We start from the raw sequence: 23,979 nt of genomic DNA on the forward strand, positions 1-23,979 counted from the left end.
GGTGAGGCCGAGCGCCGGGTCCCCTCGGACCGTCAGGGCGTGTCGCGGGACGCGCGGTCGGGGTCGACCCGGCCGGCAGCGGGCGGGGCGCTGCCGGACCCGGCCGCGGATCCGGGTGCGGGCGACCCGGCCCGCTCCACCACCTGCGCCAGCTCGTCGATGGCCACACCGCGCCGGTCCACGTGGCGGGTGCGGTAGCCGGCCCGCGCCACCATGTGGCCGCCGACCGGGATGGTCAGCAGTTGGAAGATCCACATCAGCACCAGCAGCGGCAGCAGCGTCCACGCCCGCAGGGCGAGGGCGACGGCGAGCAGGAGGAGCAGCAGCCCGAAGACCTGCGGTTTGGTAGCCGCGTGCATCCGGGTGATCAGGTCCGGGAACGTGAACAAGCCGATCGCGGCGGCCAGTGACATGGCGGCGCCCAACACCATCAACACGGCGGCGACGCCGTCGAGAATCTCGTTCATCGTCTCCTCCTTCGCTCCGCCGCTGCGCTCACGCCTGTTCTCGTGCCGGTCATCGCCGCGATGCCACGAACCGGGCCACGGCCACCGAACCGATGAACCCGACGAGGGTGATCGTGACCATCAGCGGCAGCGAGTCGGTGCTGCGCCGGTAGATCGCGTCCACGGCCAGCGCCGAGACGATGATCACCAGCAGCACGTCCGCCGCGAGTACCCGGTCCAGCAGGGACGGGCCGCGGCCGAGTCGGTAGATGGCGCCCGCCGCGGCGGCCACCAGCAGCACGGCGCTGACGACGACGGCGACCTGCATCATGTACGGCCGCCGATCCGGGCGCGCTCGGTGGACGCGAGCCGGTCCAGTTCCTCGCGGGAGCCCATCATCTTCAGTAGCCGCGCCTCGGTCGCCCGCACCGACACGCGCACCGCGTCGGCGGCCTCCGGTGTGGCGACGTCCAAACAGTGCACGTAGAGCGTCGACCCGGCCCGGTCCACCTCGATCACGACCGATCCCGGCACCAGGCCCGTGATGCTGGCCGTCGCGGTCAGGATCAGGTCCGACCGGGTGCGCAGGGGGACCGCCACGATCGAGCTGCGCACCGAGCCGCCCCGGAACAGTGCGAGCCGGAGCACGTGGAAGCTGGCGACGGTGAGACTGAGCACGAACTCGGCGGTGGCGACGATCAGCTGCCAGACGTTGAACCGGCCGCCCAGCTGGACGGGCGGCAGATAGAACGTGTGCACCACGACCAGGGCCAGGATCGCCCCGAACACCAGGGTGCCGGGACTGAAGTCACGCCACAGCGCGCCCCAGACGAGCACCAGCCACACGAGCAGCGGCGCCTCGGTGCGCAGGGAGATCCGCTGCCGGGTCATCGACCCACCGCCCCAGGACCGAGCACCGACTCGATGTACGGGGTGCGAGCAAGCATGGACGACGCCGCGGAGTCGGCCAGCGCGAACAGCGGACCGGCGGCAACGGTCAGGGCCACGCTGACGGCGACCATGCCGATGGTCGCCCCCACCATGCCTGTCGGCAACAGTCGGACGGACCGCGCGCCGGCGTAACGCCCCTGGGCGGCGTCCGTCACGACGGCACTGGTCCGCACCGACCCGCCGTCGTCCCGGCTGGCGAGCAGCACCGGGTCCGGGTACTCGGCGTCCTTCGGGCTGCGCCAGAACACCCGGTTCCACACGCGGGCCAGCGCCAGCAGGGTCAGCAGCGAGACCACCACACTCGCCACCACCAGCGCCAACGCCAGGGGGCTACCGTCCTGGACGCCCGCCTGCAGCAGCCCCAGCTTGCCGAGGAAGCCGGAGAACGGGGGAATCCCGCCCAGGTTCATGGCGGGGATGAAGTACAGGATCGCGAGCACCGGTGCGATCTTCGCCATCCCGCCGAGCCGGTCGATCGCCGTCGTGCCCCCGCGGCGCTCGATCAGCCCGACGACCAGGAACAGCGCGGTCTGGACCACGATGTGGTGGACCACGTAGTAGACGGTCGCGGCCAGTCCGACCACGGTGGAGAGGGCGAGACCGAAGACCATGTAGCCGATGTGACTGACCAGTGTGAACGAGAGCAGCCGTTTGATGTCCGTCTGGGCGAGCGCGCCGAGGATGCCCACCACGAGGGTGAACAGGGCCACCACCAGCAGGAGGTTGTTCAGTTCGTCGCCGGGGAAGAGGAGCGTCTCGAGCCGGACGATGGCGTACACGCCGACCTTGGTCAGCAGCCCGGCGAACACTGCGGTCACTGGCGCGGGCGCGGTGGGGTACGAGTCCGGCAGCCAGAAGGACAGCGGGAACACGGCGGCCTTGATGCCGAAAGCGACCAGCAGCATCAGGTGCAGCATGGTCCGGGTGGGTCCGTCCAGGGACCCGAGGCGGACGGCCACGTCGGCCAGGTTGACCGTGCCGGTGGCCGCGTAGACCAGCGCGATGGCGATCAGGAACAGCACCGAGGAGATCACGCTGACGACGACGTAGGTGACGCCCGCGCGGATCCGCGGGGACGTGCCGCCGAGGGTGATCAGCACGTAACTCGCGGTGAGCAGGATCTCGAACCCGACGTAGAGGTTGAACAGGTCCCCGGCGAGGAACGCGTTGGACACCCCGGCGACGAGGATCAGGAACGCCGGGTGGAACACCGAGATGGGTTCTTCGCCCTCCCCGTCCGCGGCCCCTTGCGCGGTCGCATAGATCAGCACGGCGAGGCTGACGACGCTGGAGACGACGAGCATCAGGGCCGAGAACTGGTCGACCACCATCACGATCCCGTACGGGGCCGGCCAGCCCCCGAGTTCGATGGACCGGGGACCGCTGGTCCACGAGATGGCGAGCAGATAGCTCTCCAGGCCGAGCGTGAGCGCCATCACGCTGTTGGACATGATGGCCTGGGCCCGTCGCCGGCGGATCAGCAGGAACGCGAGGGCGGCGCCGAGGAAGGGCAGGATCACGGCCAGGGGCGCCAGGGAGTACGGGTCGAAACCGGTCATGCGTCCACCCCCCGTCGGTGCTCGTGCGCGTTCCCGGCGGCCCGCTGAGCGTCGGCGTGCCCGACCGACCCGGGCCGCTCTTCCTGCTCGGCGGAAGCGGTCTCCGCCGCACCGGTGAACTCGGAGGTGTCGTGTGGGATGACGGAGTCCTCCTCGCGCTGATAACTGTCCTGGTGGGCCACGCGTCGGTCCTCGATGTCGTCCTGAACCTCGTCCTGGCGTGCCAGCATCCAGGACCGGTAGATCACGCCGAGCAGAAAGGCCGTGACGGCGAAGCTGATCACGATGGACGTCAGCGTCAGCGCCTGCGGCAGGGGATCCGTGTACGCGTCCGGTGGCGTGCCGGAGATGACGAGCGGGGCCAGCCCGACCCGTCCCGCCGTGGCGACCAGCAGCAGGTTGGTGGCGTTGGTGATCAGGATCAACCCGAGCATCACCCGGGTGAGGGACCGCTCGAGCAGCAGGTAGACCCCGCACGTGTACAGCGCGCCCATGACGATCAGCAGGGTCAGGTTGATGCTCACCGGTGCCCCACCCCCGCCAGGGCGGGCGAACTCTCACCGCGCCGGTCCACCTCGGCACCGAGACTGCGGAGCACGTCCAGCACCAGCCCGACGACGACCAGATAGACGCCGCTGTCGAACAGCGTGGACGTGACGATCTTCACGCGACCGAAGACGATCCAGTCCATCTGCAGGATGGCGGTCTGGAACACCTCACCGCCGAAGAACAGGGGGAGCACCCCGGCGATGCAGGCGATGAGCAGACCGACACCGAGCAGCTGACCCGCCGTCATCAGGGTCGCCTCCGCCAGCTCGTACCGCCCACCGGCCAGGTACCGCACGGTCAGGGCGAGCCCGGCGACCAGGCCACCGGCGAACCCACCGCCGGGCGCATTGTGCCCGCTGAGCAGCAGGAACACGGAGAACACCACCATGGTGTGGAAGACCAGCCGAGCGATCACCTCGAAGATGATCGACCGGCGTTCCGGTGCCAGGGTACGACCGGCCACCAGCCACGGCTCGCGGTCCGTGTCGGCGAACCGGCGGGCGACCTGCAGCCGCCGCGAACCGACGTCCAGGGTGCGGCCGACCGACCCGACGTGCTCGTCGGTCGCACGCTGCAGCCGCCGACCGCGACCGTGCACGAACACCAGGGAGGCGACACCGGTGGCCGCCGCGGCGAGCACCGTGATCTCCCCGAACGTGTCCCACGCGCGGAGGTCCACCAGGGCCACGTTGACGATGTTGGACCCGCCGCCATCGTTGTAGGCGAGGTCCGGGAACGCCAGGGAGATCGGCGCGGCGGTACGGGCGGCCATCGCCGTCGCCGCGACGAACACCATGCCGGCGCCCACGGCGAGGGCCAGTACCAGCCGACCCACGCGGAAACCCGACGGGGTGCGCTGCCACAGCCGGGCGGGCAGCACGCGAAGCGCGAGCACCAGAGCGACGAGCACGATCGTCTCGACCAGCAGCTGGGTCAGCGCCAGGTCCGGGGCACCCTGCAGTGCGAAGACGACCACCAGCCCGTACCCCGTGACGGAGACCATGAGCACGGCGAGGAACCTCTTGCTGGCCCGGGCCGCCGACACCGCGCCGAAGACGATACAGGCGCCGACGGCGATCTGCACCGGGGAGTCGGCCAGCAGCCACCGCGGCTGACCGGCGGCACTGCCGGCGGGGCCACCGGCCAGGGCGGCCGCCCCGACCGCTGCGACGACGAACACGCCGAGGATGATGAACAGGTAGAACACCAGGGAGCCGCGCTGGGTGCGTCCGGTGACCCACACCGCCACGACGTCCAGACCGTTGATCACGTCGCGGTACACGATGTCGGCCGCCCGCACCCGGGGCAGCGCCCCCTGTATCCGTTCGACCCGTTCCCGGAACAGGATGAGGGTGATCCCCAGCGCGAAGGTGATCACGGTCAGTCCTAGTGCCGGGGTCAGCCCGTGCCACACGGCGAGATAGGGATCCGCTCCCTCGGCCGGGAAGCCCGCGAGATACGGGCGGATCCAGTCGTTGACCGGCGCCGGCCGCACCCCGTAGAGGACGGTCAGGACGGTCAGCAGCACCGGGGAGACGAGGAACAGTCCGGACGGCGAGGGGAAGGCAATCGGTTCGACGCCGCGTTTGCGCGCGAACGCGCCCCACACGAATCTGCCGCTGTACGCGACGGTCAGCACCGAGCCGGTGACGATGCCGATCAGGCCGAGAACACCCCACCAGCCACCGGCCTGCGCCGCGGCCACGAACGCCGTGTAGGCGGACTCCTTCGCGACGAAGCCGCCCAGGAGGGGAATGCCGGCCATCGAGGCGGCACCGATGACGGCGACCACGGTGAGCAGGGGGGCCTGCGCCCCGACCCCACTCAGGCGGCGGGTGTCGCGGGTGCCCGCCTGATGGTCGATGATGCCCACCACGAGGAACAGGGTCGCCTTGAACAGGCCGTGGGCGAGCACGAGACCCAGCCCGGCCAGGGCGGTCTCCCGGGTACCGCCGCCCGCATTGAGCACGAGGAAACCGAGCTGGCTGACCGTCCCGTACGCGAGCAGCAGCTTAATGTCGGTCTGCCGTAGGGCGGCCCAGCCGCCCAGCAGCATGGTCCCGGCACCGACGACCAGCAGTGTCCAGCGCCAGAGGGGGCTCTCGCCGAACACGGGCGCGAACAGGGCGACCAGATAGACACCGGCCTTGACCATCGCCGCGGCGTGCAGGTAGGCGCTCACCGGGGTCGGCGCCGCCATCGCTCCCGGGAGCCAGAAGTGGAACGGCAGCAGTGCCGACTTGGTGACGGCACCGGCCAGCAGCAGCACCACCACGACCCCGATCACCGGGCCACGGTCCAGCAGGTCGGGACCGAGCGCCACGATCCGGGAGATCCGGTAGGTGCCGGCAGCGGAGCCGAGCAGGACCAACCCGACCAGCATCGCCAGGCCACCGGCGGTGGTGACGACGAGCGCCTGCAGGGCGGAGCGACGCGCGGCCAGCTTGTTCCGGTTGTACCCGATCAACAGGTACGACAGGATCGTCGTCACTTCCCAGAACACGAACAACAGGATCAGGTCGTCCGCGACGACGAGTCCCACCATGGCGCCCGAGAAGGCGAGCAGCTGGGCACCGAAAGCCGGCAGGGACGCGTCGTCGCGGTGGAAGTACCGGGTGCAGTAGAGCAGGACCAGGGCACCGACGCCGAGGATCAACAGGCTGAACAGCCAACTCAGGGCGTCCATCCGGAACTGGAGCGAGAGGCCCAGCTGCGGTATCCACGGCACTCCCTCGTCGATCGCCGCACCCGGGCCGGCGTGCGTGGGACCGTACTGGGTGGCCAACCAGACCAGGCTGCCGGCGGGCACGGCCGCGAGCACCCCGAAGCCGACGGTGCGGCCGGCACGGAAGAGAAGGGGGGCGGCGAGAGCGACCACACCGTGGATCACGAGGACGATGATCACGGCGCACTCCTCGGATTCGCTCGACGGCGGCCCGCGCGACGTCCGGCCCCTGCTCCGGCTGCGGACCGATCCCGCCCGAGGCGGATGACGACGCCGCGGCGGTCGCTCCACCTTATCAAGGCCGCCGTCACCGCCTCGGCACCGGGTTATCCTGCAGCCATGCGCACCGCTGATGCTCCCGGGCGCCCCGACCGTCGTCGCGTGTTGGCGTGGGCGTGGTGGGACTGGGGTGATTCCGCGATCAACGCGGTGATGACGACGTTCGTCTTCACCGTCTATCTGACCTCGGCCGCGTTCGGCGACCCGGCGCGCGCCTCGTCCGTCCTCGGCTGGGCACTGGGCGCCTCGGGCCTCGCCGTGGCCGTGCTGGCCCCGGTCACCGGGCAGCGGGCCGACCTCGCGGGTCGGCGTCGGTTCTGGCTCGGCTTGCACACCGGCATCGTCGTCGTCGCCACGGCCGCGTGCTTCCTGGTCCGCCCGGCCCCCGAATTCCTGCTGCTCGGCGCGGCCCTGATCGCGGTGGCCAACGTTTTCAACGAGTTCGCGGGCGTGAACTACAACGCGATGCTGCCGCAGATCTCCACCCCGGCCACGATCGGCCGGATCTCCGGCCTGGGCTGGTCGATGGGCTACCTCGGGGGCATCCTCGCCCTGGCGGTCGTGCTGTTCGGTTTCGTCTCCCCCAACCTGCTGGGCATCCCCACCGCGGACGCCCTCAACATCCGCGCCGTGGCCCTGTTCTCGGCGGGGTGGTTCGCCGTGTTCGCGTTGCCGGTGCTGATCCGGGTGCCCGAGATCCGCCCGGACGTCGCCGGCACCCGCACCGGGTTCCTCGCCTCGTACCGGCTGCTGGCGCGCCGGGTCCGTGCCCTCTACCGGCGCAGCCCGCACACCGTCTACTTCCTCGCCGCCAGCGCCGTGTTCCGGGACGGTCTGGCGGCGATCTTCACCTTCGGCGGGGTGATCGCGTCCGGCACCTTCGGTTTCAGCCTGCAGCAGGTGATCGTGTTCGCGATCGCCGGCAACGTCGTCGCCGCCCTCGGCGCGGCGGTGGGTGGCGTCCTGGACGACCGGCTCGGCCCCCGCCGGGTGATCCTGCTCTCCCTGACCGGGTTGCTCGCCTCGGGCACCGCAATGCTGTTCGTGACGAGCCAGGCCGGCTTCTGGGTGTGCGGGCTGATCCTCTGCCTGTTCGTCGGACCCGCTCAGGCGTCGGCACGTTCGTTCCTCGGCCGGCTCGCCCCCGCCGGGCAGGAGGGCGAACTGTACGGGCTGTACGCCACCACGGGCCGTGCGGTCAGCTTCCTCGCCCCCACCCTGTTCGCCGCCGCGGTGACCATCTTCGGGGCGCAACGGTGGGGCATCCTCGGCATCCTGGTGGTGCTGCTGGCCGGGCTGCTGGTCCTGCTGCCCGTCCGTCCCCCGGAGCACGCTCCCCAGCCGGACCCGATCGACGCCGGGCCCGTCTGAGCCGGCCGGCACCCTGATCCGGGGACCTCGTCAGCGGGGCAGCCGCGTGCGGTGGAAGTTCAGGTGCGAGCGGGAGGCCGTCGGACCGCGCTGGCCCTGGTAGCGGTTGCCGTAGGGACCGCTGCCGTACGGGTGCTCGGCGGCGGAGGTGAGCCGGAAGAAGCACAGCTGGCCGATCTTCGAGCCCGGCCAGAGCTTGATCGGCAACGTCGCCACGTTCGACAGCTCGAGCGTCACGTGCCCCGAGAAGCCGGGGTCGATGAAGCCTGCAGTGGAGTGGGTCAGCAGACCGAGCCGGCCGAGGGAGGACTTGCCCTCCAGCCGCGCCGCGATGTCGTCGCCCAGGCTCACCGCCTCGTACGTGGAGCCGAGGACGAACTCGCCCGGGTGCAGGATGAACGGCTCCTCCGGGTCGACCTCCACCAGGCGGGTCAACTCGCTCTGGTCCTCGGAGGGGTCGATGTGCGCGTACTTGTGGTTGTCGAACAACCGGAAGAAGCGGTCGATCCGCACGTCGACGCTGGAAGGTTGGATCATCCCCTCCTCGAGCGGGTCGAGCACGATGCGGCCGGCGTCGAGCTGGCGGCGGATGTCGCGGTCGGAGAGCAGCACGTCCTGCAGGATATCGGACCGTGCCCGACGGAGGCTTACCGATCACGATCCGGTGTCGATAGCACACGAAGGGAAGCTCCCGTGCCGACGACACGCCGTGTTCACTGTTGCTGTTCGATAACGCCGCCGGAGATGTGATCTCGGGTCGGCAGCGGGAGCCGTCTCTGCCGCCCGACCGCATCGCCCCGAGGAAGCCCATGCCCAGACGATTCCTGGCCTGCCTGCTGGCCTGCCTGTTCTCCATCACCGCCGTGACCGTCGCCGCACCGACCGCGACGGCCGCACCCGGCAGCGTACCCACGACCGTGAGCAACATCGTCCGTGACTCCAACCTGACCCAGGTGCGTGAGCTGCTCAACGGGATCAACGCGTATCGCGCACAGAAGGGTCTCCGACCGGTCAAGTACAGCCCCACCGTCTCGGCGATGAGCCAGGAGTGGTCAGATCGTATCGCCGCGAACGAGACGCCCTTCAACCACCGGCCCAACTTCTGGCTCGACCCACGGGTCGGCTCGCCGCAGGCCGCGAACGAGATCATCGCCGTGGACTGGAGCCGGAACGTCGCGAACCTGATCGCCTGGTGGAAGACCTCACCGGCCCACAACGCCGCCCTGCTCCGACCGGAGTTCAACGTGATCGGCGTCGGCGTCACCTTCACCGACGGCAACTGGCAGACCACACCGAACCGGTTCAGCATGTTCGGCGTCGTCAACCTGTTCAAGTACGATCCGGTGCCGGCCAACGCGACGTCGACCGTCATCTCGACCCCGAGCAGCAGACCCGCACCGACGCCGGCGCCGGCCGGGATCTGCCCCGCCGGCGTCGCCGGTCGTGCCACCACGACGCCACCGGCCGCCGCGTCGATCGGCAGCGCAGCGGACGTGCTGGCCGTCGACTCGGCGGGCACCCTGTGGGACTACCCCGCCACGGGCAGAGGCGAGCTGGCGCCGCGCCGCTCCCTGCTGACCGGCTTCGGCGGTGCGAAGGAGGCGTTCGCTGCCGACTGGAACCAGGACGGGGTGGTCGACGTCGTCACCATCTGGAAGTCCGGGCTGCTGACGTTGAACCGGGGTCTGCCGACCGGTGGATTCGGTGGCGCCGTCCGCATCGGCGCCGGCTGGCAGAGCATGACCGCCACCGTGGGGAACTGGTGCTCCGGTGAACGCTTCCCGGGCATCGTGGCCTACCGACCGAACGGGCAGATGCTCTACTACCGCAACCCCGTCGGCAGTACCGCGAACAACGGGATCCCGATCGGCAGCGGTTGGCAGGGCCTCAAGTTCAGCATGGCCGACATCGACGGCAACGGAGCCGCCGACCTGGCGGTCCGCCGCCCGGACGGCACCATGCTGCTCTACCGGTCCGACGGCCGGGGCCGGTTCCTGTCCGAGCCCCGCCGACAGCTGGGTTGGGGCTGGAACGCGGTCAAATCCACCCGCACCCTGTACGGCTACGAGGGTGCCGGCAGCACGGGCCTGGTCGCGAAGTGGTACAACGGCGTGCTGACCTACTACCGGATCGCCGGTGGTGGGGTGGGTGCGCGGACCACCGAGGGCCAGGGCTGGAACCCGTACCTGCTGCTCAAGTGAGGGCGGCCCGCCGGCCGGCCCGGTCGACGACCCCCATCCCCGGGTGCGAGCCGCGGGGTCGGCGTGCGATAGGCTGACCGGTGACGTTGCCGATTCCGGCGCCCAGCCGAGGAACGCACGTCGACGCGGCTGTAGCTCAATGGTAGAGCGCACGCTTCCCAAGCCTGATACGCGGGTTCGATTCCCGTCAGCCGCTCAGCACGTCGGGCCCGTCATCGCGACGGGCCCGACGTCGTTGGCGACCGGGTCCGGGGCTGCTTCCCCGTCACGGTACGTCCCGCGTCGACCGGTACGCCCGGGGTCGCCGCCGCGTTGTCCGTGGCCGTCGCTAAGCTGGCGGCACACGCGACCGGGAGGCATCGACATGACCACACCCACCCACTGCCCCACAGCGGAGCAGCACCGGGGACCCTTCTGCACCATCGTGCCGCCGTATCTGCTCCAGCGGCTCGCCGGGATGCAGGAACCGCCGCTGCTCGACGCGGCCGGTGCCGCCCGGCACGCACTGGACCAGCTCGAACGTATCCACGCCCAGCGGCGCGGTCTGCGCGGCTCGGTCCCCCCGCCGGTGACCCGGACCGGCCTGACCCGCACGATCAGTGACGCCGGGAACAGCGAGACCCTCCCGGGTGCCACCGTCCGCACCGAGGGTCAGCCGCCGGTCGCCGACGCGGCCGTCGATCAGGCGTACGACGGGCTCGGCACCACGTACGACTTCTACGCCGCGGCGTACGGACGGCGATCCCTGGACGGCGACGACCTCCCGCTGGACGCGACGGTCCACTTCGGTCAGGGCTACGACAACGCCTTCTGGAACGGCGAACGAATGGTGTTCGGCGACGGCGACGGCGAGGTGTTCGTCTCGTTCACGTCCGCCCTGACCGTCATCGCACACGAGCTGACCCACGGTGTCATGCAGTACAGCGCCAACCTCGTCTACCAGGACCAGTCGGGCGCCCTGAACGAATCGGTGTCCGACGTCTTCGGCGTCCTCACGGAACAGTGGATCCGCCGGCAGGACGCCGCGTCCGCGGACTGGCTGGTCGGCGCCGGCGTCTTCGGCCCACGGGTCCGGGGCGTGGCCCTGCGATCGTTGAAGGCCCCCGGCACGGCTTTCGACGACCCCACGCTCGGCAAGGACCCCCAGCCTGCGCACATGGACGGGTACGTCGACACCACCGAGGACAGCGGCGGGGTACACCTGAACTCGGGAATCCCGAACCACGCGTTCTATCTGACCGCCACCGCGCTCGGCGGCAACGCGTGGGATCGGGCGGGGCGGATCTGGTACGACACCATCACCTCTGATCGGTTGCCCGCCAGCGCCGATTTCGCCCGGTTCGCACAGGAGACGCTCGACGTCGCCGCCGCCCGGTTCGGCGCCGACGGTGCGGAGGTCAGTGCCGTGACCGACGCGTGGCAGGGCGTGGGCGTGACGCCCGGCAAGTCCGCGCGCACCGCGGAAGGACCGGTTCCCGGCTGAGCCGGCGCCGGTTCCCGTTCGGCGCAGCCACGGGCCAGAATGGATCCGGGAGGCAGCCATGGAGATCACGATCACGCGCACCGGTGGTTTCGCCGGGCTGCGCCGGCAGTGGGTGGTGACCGTCGACGAGCCGACGGCTGAACGGCTGGTGCGGGAGATGGGCGACGGCGGTCACGACGTGGTCCTCGACGGGGGCCCCGCGGAACGGGACCGGTTCAGCTACGTCTTCGTCGCGGGCCAGCACCGCATGACCGTCGCCGAGTCCCGCCTGGACGGCCTCTGGCGGGACCTGGTGAACCGCGCCCGGGAGGGTGCCGGGCCGGCTACACCCGCGTGAGCGGGGTTCTCGCCGGGTTCTCGGTGGTCTGGGTCGTGATCGGAATCGGCTACCTGATCGGCCGCTCCGGGGCGCTCGGGCCGAACGCCCAGCAGGTGCTCAGCCGCACCGTGTTCTTCGTGGGTACGCCCGCCCTGATGCTGGTGACCTTCGCCCGCACGGACCTGCGGCAGGTCTTCTCCACGCAGCTGCTCGTGGCGGCCGCCAGCGCGGGCATCGTGCTGGGGCTGTATCTGCTCTGGTCCCGCCTGCTGCTCCGGCGGTCGTGGCCGACGGCCATCATGATGGGCGCCACCGGTTCCCTGGTCAACGCCGCGAACCTCGGCATCCCGATCGCCGTCTACGTGCTCGGCGACGCCGCGGTGGCCGCGCCGATCATCGTGTTCCAGATGACACTGCTGACACCGCTGGTGACGGCGGCCCTGGACGTGGTGTCGGCCCGGCGTGGCACGAGCGCGCTGCGCCGGATCGGACAGGTCGCCGCGAACCCGGTGCTGATCGCCTCCCTCGCGGGCGTTCTGATCTCGGTCACCGGGCTGGCGCTGCCCGACCTCGTCCTCGAGCCCTTCCGACTGATCAGCGGTATCGCCGTGCCCGGCATGCTGCTCGCGTTCGGGATCGGTCTGCACGGCACCCGGCCGCTGCGGGACCGGGCGCAGTGGATGGACGTCGCATCCGCGACGACCGCGAAGATCGTGGTTCAGCCGCTGCTCGCCCTCGCCCTGGGCGCCCTGCCGTTCGGCCTGACCGGCCCCGCGCTGTTCGCCGTCGTCGTGATGGCCGCCCTGCCGACCGCGCAGAACGCCTACGTCGTCGCCTCCCGCTACGGCGCGGCCGTCGGCCAGACCAAGGACACGGTGCTGGTGACGACCGTGCTCTCCGTACCGGTGCTCATCCTGGTCGCCGCCGCGCTCGCGTGAGCGTCGCACGGGCGGCCGGCGCTGTCGACTAGCCTTGGGCGCATGAGCGAGAACACCCGCCCGGACCGGGTGCGCGCCAACCCCGGCCACCGCGGGCAGGAGTTCGTCCGCGGGTTGGAGTTCGTCCGCGGGTTGGTCGGCACCTCCCGTCGTCGTCGCTGACGTGCGAGCCACGCGACGCTACCGACGAGCCGCCCTGCTCTGGGTACTGGCCTTCCTCGGGGTGCTCGTCATCGCGGTGGCGGTGGTCACGACCGTCAACGCCCGCGGCTACGGCCCGGAGCAGGCCGTGCGGGCGTACCTGTCGGCGTTGCGGGACGGGGACGGCGCCGGGGCTCTCGGGATGCTCGGCGCCGCGGTGCCACCGGGTGATCCCACGCTGCTGACCGGTGACCCGCTGCGGCGGTCGGTCGAGTCGCTCAGCGACGTCGAGCTGTCGGTGACGAGTAGGACGGGGGACGACGCCACCGTGACCGCCCGGTACCGGCTCGACGGGCGGACCGACTCGACCGCGTTCCCGGTACGCCGGACCGGCAGCAGCTGGATCTTCTTCGATCGGTGGGAACTGGCCGGCTCGACCCTGCCACGCACCACCGTCAGCTTCCCCGGCCAGGACCGGGCTCGGGTGAACGGTGCGATCGTGGCCGCACCGGGTGGCCGCGCGACTCTGCTCAGCTTCGCGCCGGCCCGGGTGACGGCCGGCTGGTCCGGGAAGCTGATGCAGGCCCCGGAACGCGGCACCTCGGTGACCGGGCTCGACGACAACCGGAGCGTGGCGCTGCAGGCCCGCCCGACGACGGCGATGGTGACAGCGGTCCGGGACCAGCTGCGTCGGGTGCTGGACCGGTGCGCCGGTCAACGCGTGCTCGCCCCCGCCGGTTGCCCGTTCTACCACTTCTCCGACAAGGCGATCACCGGACCCGTCACCTGGCGGATCACCCGCTACCCGGAACCGACGATCGCGTTCCGTGCCGGTGCGTGGAGGGTCCAGCCGTTGACCGGCCGGGCCGAACTGACCACCCGGGAGACGGACCTGTTCAGCGGGGTGGAGACCGAGCTGCGCGCCGCCCAGGATTTCAGCTTCACCGCGGAGCTGGAGGTCACCGGCGACGTCGTGACGGTGCGGCCTCGGGTCGCCGGGCCCGAGACCACCGGCTGAGCCCGGAGATCCCGGCCCGGCTCGAGTGCCCACGTGGGCGGATCCGGCGACTCGGTGCAGATCGGTGCAGGTCGGTGCAGATCGCTCAGGCGTTGACGCCGCGCAGGTCCAGCACCAGGTCGCGCTCGCCGTTCGCGGCCACCGCGACCGGGATACCCCAGTCCTGCTGGTACAGGTGGCAGGCGGCGTGGTCGGGGATCGGCCCGTCCTTCTCCCCGTCGCAGGCCGCGGCACGGGCGGTCAAATGCAGCACGCCCTCGGTCACGTCCGGATTGATCCGCAGTGTCCGGCTCAGGCCGGTGGAGGAACCGGCGCCGTCCAGCAGCAGTTCCGCCGGGGTGGCCGAGACCTTCAACTGGGTGGGGTCACCCCAGCGGTCGTCCAGCTTCTGTCCGGTGGGCGCCGTGAACCGGACGCTCACGTCGAAGGCCCCCGCGGCCACCGTGCTGCGGGGCCGTTGCGTCCGGGCGGCGCCCTCGTCCACGGTCAGGGCCTGCGCCGGCACGGGCAAACGCACCAGCTGGTGGGCGTTGGTCTCGACGACGAGCAGCAGCGGCTCCGGGCCGCTGGTGTCCAGCAGCACGTCCGAGGGCTCGGCGAGATCCCGGGCCAACGTGCTCACCTGCCCGGTGGCCGGCTCGTACCGGCGGACCGCGCCGTTGTAGGTGTCGGCGATCGCCACGGAGCCGTCCGGCAGCACGGTGACTCCGAGCGGGTGCTGCAGTCGTGCCCGGGCGGCGTCTCCGTCACGGAAGCCGAAGTGGAAGAGGCCGGTGCCGATCGCCGTCTGCACGGTCACCACGTCGTCGTCCTCTCCGTCGCCCGTGACCAGCAGTCGGCGCAGGGACGACGTCTCGGAGTCCGCGGCCCAGATCGCCCCTTCGGGCCCGGTCGCCAGGCCGGATGTCTGGGCGAACCACGCCCCGGCACCGGGGCCGTCCAGCAGGCCCTCGTTGCCGCTGCCGGCGAGGATCCGCATCGCGGGTGCGACCGGGTCGAAGTCGAAGATCTGGTGGGTACCGGCCATCGCGACCACCACGCGCGCCAGCTCCGGGGACCAGACGACGTCCCACGGGGAGGAGATGGCCACCTCCGTCGGGTCCGCGCCGGTCATCCGCTCCGGTTCGCGGGCGGCTGCCCCGGGGTCCTGGATCAGCCGCTGCACGCCGTTGCCCGCGACGGTGCGCACGGTGCCGTCGGCCAGGTTCAGGCCGCGCAGCAGGTGGTTGACGGTATCGGCCACGACGATGTCGTAGCCGACCCGCGCGGCGACGTCGCGCGGGAGCAGCGTCAGGCCCTGCGGCTCGTTGAACCGCGCCGTCGTGGGTTCACCGTCGACGGCGCCGCGTTGTCCGTCGCCGTACGCCCGGACGACGGTGGTGAGGTCGGTGTCGAGTTCGACGATCCGGTGATGTCCCGTGTCGCTGACCAGGTAGTGTCCGTCGCCACGGTCCCCCAGCGGCAGCACCTTGCCGGGGAAGCGCAGTGCCGACTCCGCGGCGGGTGGCGGTACGTAGGGGCCCTGACCGCGGTGCAGGGTGCCCTTGGCGTCGTGTTCCTCGACGAGTTCGGTGATCAGCGACGCGAGTCCGTGGCCGTGGCCCTCACCGGTCAGGTGGGCCACGATGTAGCCCTCGGGATCGATCACCACCAGCGTCGGCCACGCGCGCGCGGCGTACGCCTGCCAGGTGGTCAGTTCGGGATCGTCCAGGACCGGCCGGGCGATCTCGTACCGGTCGACGGCGGCGGCGAGGGCGTCGGGGTCGGCCTCGTGCTCGAATTTCGGCGAATGCACTCCGATCGTGACGAGCACGTCCCCGTACTCCTGCTCGAGCGGACGCAATTCGTCCAGGACGTGGAGGCAGTTGATGCAGCAGAAGGTCCAGAAGTCCAGGACGACGATCTTGCCGCGCAGCGACGCGAGGTCGACGTCGGCGCCCCCGGTGTTCAGCCAACCGCGGCCGACCAACTCGGACGCGCGCACCCGGTAGTCGGTGCGCAGGGCCGCCGTGCTGGTGCGGTCGGACGTGGTGCTGCTGCTCACAGGGTCTCCTCCGGGGTGTGAGGCGGGGTGTCGTGGGGGACGGTTCGCGTGGATCCGCGCGTGGGCTGGGCCACCTGACCGGGTCGCCGGTCGGCGCCTTCGGCCCCGCCGCCGTCGGCGGGCTGGCCCGTGCCCGGATCGTGCCGCGCCAGCCGGGCGAACATGTCGTTGTAAGCGGACAGCTCCGCCTCGTTATTCCGGTCCGCGGCGCGGTCACGGCGCCGGGACTCCCGGCTGTCGGCGCGCGACCACATCACCGCCACGCCGATCGCCACCAGCACGGTGGGGATCTCCCCGATGCCCCACGCGAACGCACCACCGAGCTGCTGGTCGGCGATCGGCGAGAGGCCCCAGGGGCGTCCGAGGTTGCCGAAGTAGTCGGGCTGCAGCAGTGTCGTCGAGCTCATCAGCGTCACCCCGAAGAACGCGTGGAACGCCATGGTGGCCAGCAGTAGGACGAGCCGCAGGGGGTAGACGGGCCGACGCGGCAGCGGATCCGTGCCGATCAGCACGAGCAGGAACAGGTACCCGGTGAGCAGGAAGTGCAGGTTCATCAGTTCGTGGCCCACGTACTCGGTCATGGCGAACCCGAAGAGCGGCGTGTAGTAGAAGACCACGAGCGAACCGACGAACAGGGCCGCCGCGACCACCGGATGGGTGATCAGCGCGGAGAACCGGGAGTGCAGGACGCGCAGGATCCATTCCCGCGGGCCCCGCGTCCCGTCGCGGCGGGGGCGCAACGCGCGCAGCGCCAGCGTGACCGGGGCGCCGACGACGAGGAACAGGGGCACCACCATGGTCAGGGCCATGTGGTCGACCATGTGCACGCTGAACATCACCCGGCCGTAGACGGACAGCCCACCGGAGGTGACGTACACCAGGGCGGCACAGCCAGCCAGCCAGCTGAGGGTGCGGAGCACGGGCACGGCGTCACCACGACGGTGCAGCACCCAGACACCGCGCAGGTACCCGACGGCGGCGAGCAGGGCGACCGCGACCCAGAGCCAGTCCCAACGCCACTCACTGAGCAACCGGGCGGGTGTCAGCTCGGGCGGCAACTCGTAGCCGGAGAGGAGTAACGCGGGCGACGCGTCCGGGGCCGGGACGAGTTCCTCCGGCGCGGGCGTGGCCGACCGGCTGAGGGCCACCCCCAGGCCCATGGTCGCCGCCATCACGACGACCTCGCCGACAATCAGCTGGCCGAGGGCCCGGCGGGCGCTCAAGCGGCCCGCGGTGAACCACGGGATCACCCAACGCCGGTGGGCGAATCCGAAGCCGCCGAGCACAAGTGTGGCGACCGTCTTCGCGATCACCAGGGTGCCGTACGGAGACGCCAGGGCCGACCAATCGCCGAGCCGGATCGCGGCGTTGATGACGCCGGACGCAGCCACCAGGACGAAGGCGATGCCGGCGACGGCAGAGAAACGCCGCAGGGTCACGCCGGTGAGCGACCCGAGGGCGGGAGCCGCGACGGCGAGCGCCCCGATGCCCCCGACCCACAGGGAGATCCCCACCAGGTGCAGACCGAGGGAACTGGCCGCGCCCGTATGGTCGCCGGCCGACGCGGAGTGCCCGATCAGGGACAGCGGGATGGTGGCGCCGAGCGCGAGCAGGGCGGTGAGGGCAAGCCCGGTGAGCCGGCGCACCCCGAGGGCGAGGGTGGTGACGACCGCGGCGATGACGGTGATGGCCAGCCAGGCCCGACCGGCGCCAAGGGCGGTGACGAAGTAGGCCAGTTGGGCGGTGAACGTCGGCTCGGCCGACAATGGGGTGCCGGACACGTCGGAATAGGTCAGCACCGTGACGACGACGGCAGCGAGGGTCCAGACGACGCCAGCCGCGGCGGCGGCCGTCATCAGTCGCCGGAAGGCGGGATGCTCGGTGTCCCGGTCCGGCGCGGCTCCGGGCCGCGGCCGGCGTGCATCCGCGAAACCGGGCACCAAGGAACAGGCGAACAGCAGACACCCGATCACCACGGCCATGCTGAGGTAACTGGCCATCTGAGCCGCGGGCAGACCCCACCGGACCAGAGCACCCGGGTCGGAGATCCCACTCCTGGCGGCGGCGCCCGTCAGTTGCAGCCCGGCAACGACCCCGACGACGGCGGCGACCGCGGCCGGTGCGAGCCAGAACGCGGCGTTGGACGGCAGGACCGGAATGTCGTCGGGGTCCGGAGACGAGGCAGCTGCCCCGCGTCTCCCTTGGTCATGTTGCGTGCTCACCACGAGCCCATTGTCCGTCATGGAGGGCACTGCCAGAAAACGGGTGACCCGCGTCACCCCTCCGGACCGTTCGGGGCGCGGCCGGACCGGTCCGACGGTCGGACGCGCACGAGGCGGGTGCCACCGTCATCGGTCACACCCGCCTCGCCGGTCCGGTCGCAGCGCAGGGCCGCGACCCGGACGATCACTTCGAGGCAGCGGCCTTCAGCTTGCTGCCCGCGGTCAGCTTCACGCTGTGCCCGGCGGCGATCTGGATGGTCTCACCGGTCTGCGGGTTACGACCGGTCCGTGCGGCGCGGTCCGTGCGCTCGACCGCCAGCCAGCCCGGGATGGTGATCTTCTCGCCGCTGCGCACCGACGAGGAGAACACGTCGAACAACGCGTCGAGGACGCCGTTCACCGCGGTCTGCGTGGTGCCGGCCTTGTCGGCGACCTCGGCCACCAGTTCACTGCGATTCTTAGCCATACGTCGGGTCTCCCTCTTGCTCGATCGGGTCTTCGTTCGGTTGCTCGCGGCGCCCGTCCGGTCGCCACTCAACGGCCAACCTACCAGCCGACCCGCGCGGTTCCGCTGGTTTCGGCCCCTGATCTGCCCTGATTTTCGCCGATTGTCTCTCCGCGGTGGGTTGGCGCCGGCTCGTACCGCGCCGGGCGGGTCCGGGCACGGCGAAGGCCCGCCAGCACGATGCTGACGGGCCTTCGTCGGAGCACGAGGTGACGTGTCGTCACCGCGGCGATGCGCCGCCGGGCCTCACCAGGAGGACTTGGCGACACCGGGGAGCTCACCGCGGTGGGCCATCTCCCGGAACCGCACCCGGGAGATGCCGAACTTCTGCAGGGTGCCACGGGGGCGACCGTCGATCTGGTCGCGGTTGCGCAGCCGCACGGGCGACGCGTTGCGGGGCAGCTTCTGCAGGCCCAGCCGGGCCTCCTCGCGCTGCTCAGCCGTCGCGTTCTCGTCCACCAGGGTCTTCTTCAGTTCGAGGCGCTTCTGCGCGAAGCGGTCGACGACGAGCCTGCGCTGCTCGTTCCGGGCGATCTTGGACTTCTTGGCCATGGGTCAGCGCTCCTCGCGGAATTCGACGTGCTTGCGCACGACCGGGTCGTACTTCTTCAGCGTGATCCGATCCGGGTCGTTGCGCCGGTTCTTGCGGGTCACGTACGTGAATCCGGTGCCGGCGGTGGACTTCAGCTTGATGATCGGACGAACGTCCTTGTCCTTGGCCATGCTCAGACCTTCTCCCCGCGTGCCTGGATCTGCGCCACGACAGCGTCGATACCGCGGACGTCGATCACCTTCATGCCGCGGGCGCTGACGTTGAGCACCACCGTCCGGCGCAGTGACGGGACCCAGTAACGCTTCTTCTGGATGTTCGGGTCGAACCGGCGCTTGGTGCGCCGGTGCGAGTGCGAAATGCTGTGCCCGAAACCCGGTTGGGCCCCGGTCACCTGGCAGTGCGCTGCCATGTTCTCCTCCAAATTGCTCGGACGGTACGCAGTGGTGTGGAATCACGTCGACCGGCACGTGGTGCGTGCGCGGAGTCGGCGGATCATGCGCGGTTGTGCTGCGTCCCGCCACCGTGGACACCGTGACGACTGCGGCGCTCGGAGCGGCCGGTATTGACGGCGTCGGAACGCCGCCCCGACCCGTCGCCGCGGGGAAGACGGTGAAGATCAGGTGTCGAGCAGTAATGACCACCTACGACAGCGATAAAGTCTATGGCCGGGCGGGGTCGGGCGCAAATCCTCGACCGGAGTGCCGCGGCGAGCCGGTTGGTGCGCCGCTCGATGATCGGTAGTATCTCCCTCGATGGTGAGACGGTCGGTCTCACGATCTCCATCCGCCGGGTCGGGAACCACGTCATCGTGAGGGCCAGTTACCGCCGCATGGCCGCCTCGGCCGATGGACCCCGTTCGGCCCCGGCCGGGCATCGTTTCCCCCGATGGTGCCCGGTCGGGGCTTTTCACGTGTCGACGCTCCTCCGTGCTCACACGCCGATGCCGGTTGACGGCGCCCGATCCGGTCCATGCGCGATCGTCGTGACCGCCACCGGCGTCGGCACCGGCCGTCGGGGTGCCAGATGCCGGCCGGATGAGGTGCGTCGGACCCGGCGGACGATCCAGGGCCCCACGTGCTGACGGGTCCACCGCGCGTTGGCGCGGACGGCGTCGAGCCGGCGCACCGGGACCAGAGCGGGCAGCGGGTCCTGCTCCAACGTGTGCTCGTGCCGGAGGGTGGCGAGCACTCGGCCGGCCATGGTGATGTGCCCGCGGGTGGACATGTGCAGCCGGTCGACGTCCCACATCCGCGGATCGTCGTACTCGTCGAAGCGCCAGTAGTCCACGACGGTGGCCCCGTGTCGGTCGGCGACCTCCCGCACCAGCTCGTTGTAGATCGCGGTCCGGCCGCGCGTGCGGGAGAACACCCGGGACGCGACCGAGTCGAAGCCGGTGAACAGCAGCACGTCGGCCCCGGTGGCGCGCAGCCGAGCGACGGCGTCGTCGTACCCGGCGATCAGGGCGTCGATGTCGACGCGCGGGCGCAGGATGTCGTTGCCGCCGGCGTAGAGGCTGACCAGGGTCGGGGCCATCGCGACGGCGGGCTCGACCTGCTCGTCGATCACCTGCACGAGCTTACGGCCGCGGATCGCGAGGTTCGCGTACTCGGTGCGGGGATCGGTCAGGGCGAGTTGCTCGGCCACCCGGTCGGCCCAGCCGCGGACGCCGTTGGGCAGGGAGGGGTCCGGGTCCCCGACCCCCTCGGTGAAGGAGTCGCCCAGGGCGACGAATCGGGTGTGTGCAGCCACGTGTTCAACCACCGGCCCAGTCTGCCACGCGGTTCGGGGCACCGGTCCGGTCCCCCTCCGTGCCGCTCGGTCCGGCTCAGTCGACGGTCACGACGGCGTCGGCGCGGGCGGCGGACGCGTCGATCAGCACCGCGTTGGCCTCGTCCGGACCGAGCACCCAGTTCCGGGCGGCGGCGGGCGTCATGCCGTGCCGCACGTGCCGGGCCACCAGCCGTTCCTGCCGGTCCGCCGTCGGCAGCGCCAGGTGCCACACCTCGTCGAGGCAGGTAGCAGCGTCGGGCCACGCTCCGTCGGCGGCCAGCAGGTAGTTCCCCTCCACCACGACGACGGGGCAGGCCGCGGGAATGGGCACGGCCGAACCGATCGGCTCGTCGAGCTCGCGGTCGAACCGGGGCGCGTAGACGGTCCGCCCGGCGACAGGGTGGCGCACCCGCGCCAGCAGGGCCGCGAACCCGGCGTCGTCGAAGGTGTCGGGCGCGCCCTTGCGGTCGCGGCGGCCAATCGCGGTCAGCAGGGCGTTGGCCAGGTGGAAGCCGTCCATGGCGAGCACGACGGCGGACGCCGGTCCGTGCGCCGTCCGGGCGCGGGCCACCAGGCGCTCGGCCAGGGTGGACTTGCCGGCCCCGGGCGCGCCGGTCAGTCCGAGCAGCAATCGCCGGTCGGCGGCGACCGCGGTGCCGACGGCGTCGTCGAACCGGCGCAGCGCCGCAGCCAGGGTGAGGGGCACGGGCATCCGCTCACCCTACCCGGGTCCCCCGGCCCTGCTCAGAGCTGGGTGGCGCCCTGCCGCCAGTAGCCCATGAACGCCACCCGTCGCCGCGACAGGCCGCGGTCACGGACCAGGCACCGCCGCAGGTGCTTGACCATGCCCGCCTCCCCCGCGATCCAGGCGTAGAGGTCCGCCTCGTCGTCCCCGGCCGGCGTCGTGAGGCCGGGCACCGGCTCGAGGCGGTCTGCGCCGGAGGAGTACTCCGGTGTCTCCCAGAGCAGGCTCTCCGCGGTGTCGGGGCCGGGCCCAGCCCCGCCGTCGGGCGGGACGGACAGCACGGTCATCCGCTCGGCGGCGTAACCGAGCAGCACGCAGTCCGCGCCGCAGTCGCGGTGGGCGCAGGTCAGGCCGAGTGCACGACGGACGGCGCCGATCAGCAGGTCCCCGTGCGGGGCGCCGTCACGGGCCAACCAGGTCACGGTGATGCCGGGCACCGGCGGCAGGTCGAGGATGTCGTCCGCGGTAGGCACCTCGAGGTACACCTCACCGGTCCGGTCGGGCCGGCTGGCGAGGATGGACGCGACCGCGGGCACGGCGGTCTCGTCCGCGACGAGCAGGAGGCGGCGGGCTGGTCCTGGGGCGAACTCGATCCCGGAACGGCCGCCGACCGCGCGGTTCGGGCCGAGCAGGCACAGACGATCGCCCGGACGGGCGGCGGCGGCCCACTGCGCGGCCGGCCCCGCCGGCTCGCCGTGGGCCGCGTCCGCAGCGACGTCGTCGGCCCCCCGGACGGCCCCGTGCAGGACGAAATCGACGGTGACCGTGCGACGCCCCGCCTCGTCGTCGGCCAGGGATCGGACCGTGTAGGTACGCATCCGACCGCGCGTGTCCGGGTCCGCCGCCAGCCACCGCTGGTACCAGCCGTCGTCGCCGACCTCGAGCATCGGGGTGGGCCGGCCCGGGAGCGGGAGGAGCAGCTTGATTCGCAGATCCAGGGGGTCGCGGTCGGGTCCGAGCCGCTCCAGTCCGGGGCCGCCGAAGACGATTCGCCGGTAGTGCGGGCTGAGCTGGTGGACGGCGACGACCTCGGCGTCGACGGAGACGACCGGGGACGCGGACGTGGTCACGGCGGTCATGGGCGCGCCTCCTCGTGGGATCGCGCCGGCGCGGCGCCGGTGGGTGGCTCCGCGTCGGAGCCGGTGGGTGTGCGGGTGGGTGTGCCGGTGGATGCAAGGCGGTCGTCGCCGAGCCGGCGCATCGCCCAGGGGACGCCGGGGACGGCGGCGTCGGGCCCCCCGGGCGGGACGGGTTGCTCTGGTGCCGTGCCGTCGGTGGTCTCGCCGATCGGGCTGACCGGCCGGTGGTGTCGTCCGACGGGAACGACCATCGGAGTGCCGCTGACCGGGTCGGTCAGTACGCGGGCCTCCAGCCCGAACACCTCCCGGACTCGCTCGGCGGTCAGGATGGCGTCGGGTGCCCCCTCGGCGACGACCGCGCCGTCCTTCATCGCGATGAGGTGGTCGGCGTACCGGCTGGCCAGGTTCACGTCGTGCAGGACGAGCACGATGGTGGTCCCCCGGTTCCGGTTCAGATCGGTGATCAGGTCGAGCACCTCGATCTGATGGGCGATGTCGAGGTAGGTGGTGGGTTCGTCGAGCAGCAGGATGTCGGTCTGCTGAGCCAGTGCCATGGCGATCCAGACACGCTGCCGCTGACCGCCGGAGAGCTCGTCGACGGGTCGGCCCGCGAGGTCGAGGGTGCCGGTGACGACCATCGCCTCCGCCACCGCATCCCGGTCCTGCTGGGTGGTCTGCTGGAAGAATCCCTGATGGGGGTAGCGGCCGCGGGTGACCAGGTCGACCGCCGTGACGGCGTCGGGGGCGACCGGCGACTGCGGCAGCAACCCCACCCGCCGGGCCAGCTCCTTCGCCGGGTAGCGGTGGATCGAGGTGCCGTCCAGCAGGACGGCACCCCCGCGCGGGGTCAGCAGCCGGGACATGCCCCGCAGCAGGGTGGACTTGCCGCACGCGTTGGCTCCGACGATGACGGTGATCCTCCCGGGGGGCAGGCCGACCGTCAACTCCTCGACGACGGTGCGACCGTCGTACCCGAGCGTGACGGCCTCGGCGCGGAGGGTCGGCTCCGGACCGGCGGACGAGGGTGGCGGCGAAACGCCTGGTGGGGTCATCGGATCCTCCCGGACCGGGAACGGTGAGA

Annotated in this window: 22 protein-coding genes, 1 tRNA gene and 1 pseudogene; 7 read left to right on the forward strand and 17 right to left on the reverse strand. The window is 71.4% G+C overall.

Annotated features, from left to right (window positions below):
• Nucleotides 1–32 precede the first annotated feature (32 nt).
• Genes mnhG through BKD30_RS02940 form a run of 6 tightly spaced genes read right to left on the reverse strand, consistent with a single transcriptional unit; the run spans nt 33 to nt 6,410 of the window.
• Entirely contained in the window at nt 33–467 is a 435-nt protein-coding gene (gene mnhG / locus BKD30_RS02915) for a monovalent cation/H(+) antiporter subunit G (RefSeq protein WP_083955956.1), read from the reverse strand.
• Between the two features lie 49 nt (nt 468–516).
• Entirely contained in the window at nt 517–777 is a 261-nt protein-coding gene (locus BKD30_RS02920) for a monovalent cation/H+ antiporter complex subunit F (RefSeq protein ID WP_076701713.1), read from the reverse strand.
• Nucleotides 774–1,337 (reverse strand): Na+/H+ antiporter subunit E, encoded by a 564-nt coding sequence (locus tag BKD30_RS02925; RefSeq protein ID WP_076701716.1) that lies wholly within the window; start codon nt 1,335–1,337, stop codon nt 774–776. The genes BKD30_RS02920 and BKD30_RS02925 overlap by 4 nt, the downstream gene beginning before the upstream one ends.
• The gene (locus BKD30_RS02930; protein WP_076701718.1) at nt 1,334–2,956 is read right to left on the reverse strand and encodes a Na+/H+ antiporter subunit D; all 1,623 of its coding nucleotides are present in this window, start codon (nt 2,954–2,956) and stop codon (nt 1,334–1,336) included. The genes BKD30_RS02925 and BKD30_RS02930 overlap by 4 nt, the downstream gene beginning before the upstream one ends.
• Entirely contained in the window at nt 2,953–3,480 is a 528-nt protein-coding gene (locus BKD30_RS02935) for a Na(+)/H(+) antiporter subunit C (protein WP_076701720.1), read from the reverse strand. The genes BKD30_RS02930 and BKD30_RS02935 overlap by 4 nt, the downstream gene beginning before the upstream one ends.
• Complete coding sequence (locus BKD30_RS02940) at nt 3,477–6,410, reverse strand: Na+/H+ antiporter subunit A (protein WP_076701723.1); 2,934 nt, start codon at nt 6,408–6,410, stop codon at nt 3,477–3,479. The genes BKD30_RS02935 and BKD30_RS02940 overlap by 4 nt, the downstream gene beginning before the upstream one ends.
• Nucleotides 6,411–6,569: 159 nt before the next feature.
• On the opposite strand from BKD30_RS02940, the gene BKD30_RS02945 reads away from it, so the two are divergent.
• Nucleotides 6,570–7,880 carry an MFS transporter gene (locus BKD30_RS02945; RefSeq protein WP_076702147.1) on the forward strand — a complete coding sequence of 437 codons (1,311 nt, stop codon included), beginning with the start codon at nt 6,570–6,572 and terminating at the stop codon, nt 7,878–7,880.
• 30 nt (nt 7,881–7,910) lie between these two features.
• On the opposite strand, the gene dcd is transcribed toward BKD30_RS02945, so the two are convergent.
• Nucleotides 7,911–8,492 (reverse strand): dCTP deaminase, encoded by a 582-nt coding sequence (gene dcd, locus BKD30_RS02950; RefSeq protein ID WP_076701725.1) that lies wholly within the window; start codon nt 8,490–8,492, stop codon nt 7,911–7,913.
• 197 nt (nt 8,493–8,689) lie between these two features.
• Between dcd and BKD30_RS02955 the strand changes: the two genes are divergently transcribed.
• From BKD30_RS02955 to BKD30_RS02980, 6 genes are all read left to right on the forward strand, one after another.
• Nucleotides 8,690–10,081, forward strand: coding sequence for a CAP domain-containing protein (locus tag BKD30_RS02955; RefSeq protein WP_076701728.1), 1,392 nt, complete (start codon nt 8,690–8,692; stop codon nt 10,079–10,081).
• Between the two features lie 125 nt (nt 10,082–10,206).
• A tRNA-Gly gene (locus tag BKD30_RS02960) sits at nt 10,207–10,277 on the forward strand.
• A gap of 168 nt (nt 10,278–10,445) precedes the next feature.
• Nucleotides 10,446–11,564 carry a M4 family metallopeptidase gene (locus BKD30_RS02965; protein ID WP_076701730.1) on the forward strand — a complete coding sequence of 373 codons (1,119 nt, stop codon included), beginning with the start codon at nt 10,446–10,448 and terminating at the stop codon, nt 11,562–11,564.
• Between the two features lie 58 nt (nt 11,565–11,622).
• Nucleotides 11,623–11,901: a protealysin inhibitor emfourin gene (locus BKD30_RS02970; protein ID WP_076701733.1), complete on the forward strand. Its 279-nt coding sequence runs from the start codon at nt 11,623–11,625 to the stop codon at nt 11,899–11,901.
• Entirely contained in the window at nt 11,898–12,821 is a 924-nt protein-coding gene (locus tag BKD30_RS02975; protein ID WP_076701735.1) for an AEC family transporter, read from the forward strand. The genes BKD30_RS02970 and BKD30_RS02975 overlap by 4 nt, the downstream gene beginning before the upstream one ends.
• Nucleotides 12,822–12,984: 163 nt before the next feature.
• The gene (locus BKD30_RS02980; protein WP_076701738.1) at nt 12,985–13,980 is read left to right on the forward strand and encodes a hypothetical protein; all 996 of its coding nucleotides are present in this window, start codon (nt 12,985–12,987) and stop codon (nt 13,978–13,980) included.
• A gap of 85 nt (nt 13,981–14,065) precedes the next feature.
• Here BKD30_RS02980 and BKD30_RS02985 read toward each other — a convergent pair whose 3' ends face one another.
• The 10 genes and pseudogenes from BKD30_RS02985 to BKD30_RS03030 all read right to left on the reverse strand — a co-directional run.
• Nucleotides 14,066–16,024 (reverse strand): NHL domain-containing thioredoxin family protein, encoded by a 1,959-nt coding sequence (locus tag BKD30_RS02985; protein ID WP_235861351.1) that lies wholly within the window; start codon nt 16,022–16,024, stop codon nt 14,066–14,068.
• Nucleotides 16,021–18,267, reverse strand: coding sequence for a cytochrome c oxidase assembly protein (locus tag BKD30_RS02990; RefSeq protein WP_083955982.1), 2,247 nt, complete (start codon nt 18,265–18,267; stop codon nt 16,021–16,023). The genes BKD30_RS02985 and BKD30_RS02990 overlap by 4 nt, the downstream gene beginning before the upstream one ends.
• A gap of 163 nt (nt 18,268–18,430) precedes the next feature.
• Complete coding sequence (locus BKD30_RS02995) at nt 18,431–18,712, reverse strand: HU family DNA-binding protein (protein ID WP_076701743.1); 282 nt, start codon at nt 18,710–18,712, stop codon at nt 18,431–18,433.
• Nucleotides 18,713–18,997: 285 nt separating this feature from the next.
• On the reverse strand, nt 18,998–19,303 hold the full coding sequence (rpsN, locus tag BKD30_RS03000) for a 30S ribosomal protein S14 (protein WP_076701746.1): 306 nt from the start codon (nt 19,301–19,303) through the stop codon (nt 18,998–19,000).
• A gap of 3 nt (nt 19,304–19,306) precedes the next feature.
• Entirely contained in the window at nt 19,307–19,474 is a 168-nt protein-coding gene (gene rpmG / locus BKD30_RS03005) for a 50S ribosomal protein L33 (protein ID WP_076694457.1), read from the reverse strand.
• Between the two features lie 2 nt (nt 19,475–19,476).
• Complete coding sequence (rpmB, locus tag BKD30_RS03010) at nt 19,477–19,713, reverse strand: 50S ribosomal protein L28 (RefSeq protein ID WP_076701762.1); 237 nt, start codon at nt 19,711–19,713, stop codon at nt 19,477–19,479.
• Nucleotides 19,714–20,234: 521 nt separating this feature from the next.
• A complete protein-coding gene (locus BKD30_RS03015) occupies nt 20,235–21,065 on the reverse strand; it encodes an SGNH/GDSL hydrolase family protein (protein WP_076701764.1) in 831 nt (276 codons plus the stop codon).
• A gap of 64 nt (nt 21,066–21,129) precedes the next feature.
• Complete coding sequence (locus BKD30_RS03020) at nt 21,130–21,786, reverse strand: nucleoside/nucleotide kinase family protein (protein ID WP_083955959.1); 657 nt, start codon at nt 21,784–21,786, stop codon at nt 21,130–21,132.
• Between the two features lie 32 nt (nt 21,787–21,818).
• Nucleotides 21,819–22,898: a siderophore-interacting protein gene (locus BKD30_RS03025; protein ID WP_076701767.1), complete on the reverse strand. Its 1,080-nt coding sequence runs from the start codon at nt 22,896–22,898 to the stop codon at nt 21,819–21,821.
• Nucleotides 22,899–23,122: 224 nt separating this feature from the next.
• Nucleotides 23,123–23,950 (reverse strand): annotated as a pseudogene (locus tag BKD30_RS03030) (ABC transporter ATP-binding protein); the annotation flags it as partial.
• Nucleotides 23,951–23,979: the final 29 nt, after the last annotated feature.

Source organism: Tersicoccus phoenicis (assembly GCF_001968835.1).
Taxonomy (GTDB): domain Bacteria; phylum Actinomycetota; class Actinomycetes; order Actinomycetales; family Micrococcaceae; genus Tersicoccus; species Tersicoccus phoenicis.

Coding starts and splice junctions, on each gene's coding strand:
- BKD30_RS02930 (WP_076701718.1), bottom strand. CDS start 2,956: ATGACCGGTTTCGACCCGTACTCCCTGGCGCCCCTGGCCGTGATCCTG.
- rpmB (WP_076701762.1), bottom strand. CDS start 19,713: ATGGCAGCGCACTGCCAGGTGACCGGGGCCCAACCGGGTTTCGGGCAC.
- BKD30_RS02925 (WP_076701716.1), bottom strand. CDS start 1,337: ATGACCCGGCAGCGGATCTCCCTGCGCACCGAGGCGCCGCTGCTCGTG.
- BKD30_RS02965 (WP_076701730.1), top strand. CDS start 10,446: ATGACCACACCCACCCACTGCCCCACAGCGGAGCAGCACCGGGGACCC.
- BKD30_RS02990 (WP_083955982.1), bottom strand. CDS start 18,267: ATGACGGACAATGGGCTCGTGGTGAGCACGCAACATGACCAAGGGAGA.
- BKD30_RS02945 (WP_076702147.1), top strand. CDS start 6,570: ATGCGCACCGCTGATGCTCCCGGGCGCCCCGACCGTCGTCGCGTGTTG.
- BKD30_RS02995 (WP_076701743.1), bottom strand. CDS start 18,712: ATGGCTAAGAATCGCAGTGAACTGGTGGCCGAGGTCGCCGACAAGGCC.
- rpmG (WP_076694457.1), bottom strand. CDS start 19,474: ATGGCCAAGGACAAGGACGTTCGTCCGATCATCAAGCTGAAGTCCACC.
- mnhG (WP_083955956.1), bottom strand. CDS start 467: ATGAACGAGATTCTCGACGGCGTCGCCGCCGTGTTGATGGTGTTGGGC.
- BKD30_RS02955 (WP_076701728.1), top strand. CDS start 8,690: ATGCCCAGACGATTCCTGGCCTGCCTGCTGGCCTGCCTGTTCTCCATC.
- rpsN (WP_076701746.1), bottom strand. CDS start 19,303: ATGGCCAAGAAGTCCAAGATCGCCCGGAACGAGCAGCGCAGGCTCGTC.
- BKD30_RS03020 (WP_083955959.1), bottom strand. CDS start 21,786: ATGCCCGTGCCCCTCACCCTGGCTGCGGCGCTGCGCCGGTTCGACGAC.
- BKD30_RS03025 (WP_076701767.1), bottom strand. CDS start 22,898: ATGACCGCCGTGACCACGTCCGCGTCCCCGGTCGTCTCCGTCGACGCC.
- BKD30_RS02970 (WP_076701733.1), top strand. CDS start 11,623: ATGGAGATCACGATCACGCGCACCGGTGGTTTCGCCGGGCTGCGCCGG.
- BKD30_RS02920 (WP_076701713.1), bottom strand. CDS start 777: ATGATGCAGGTCGCCGTCGTCGTCAGCGCCGTGCTGCTGGTGGCCGCC.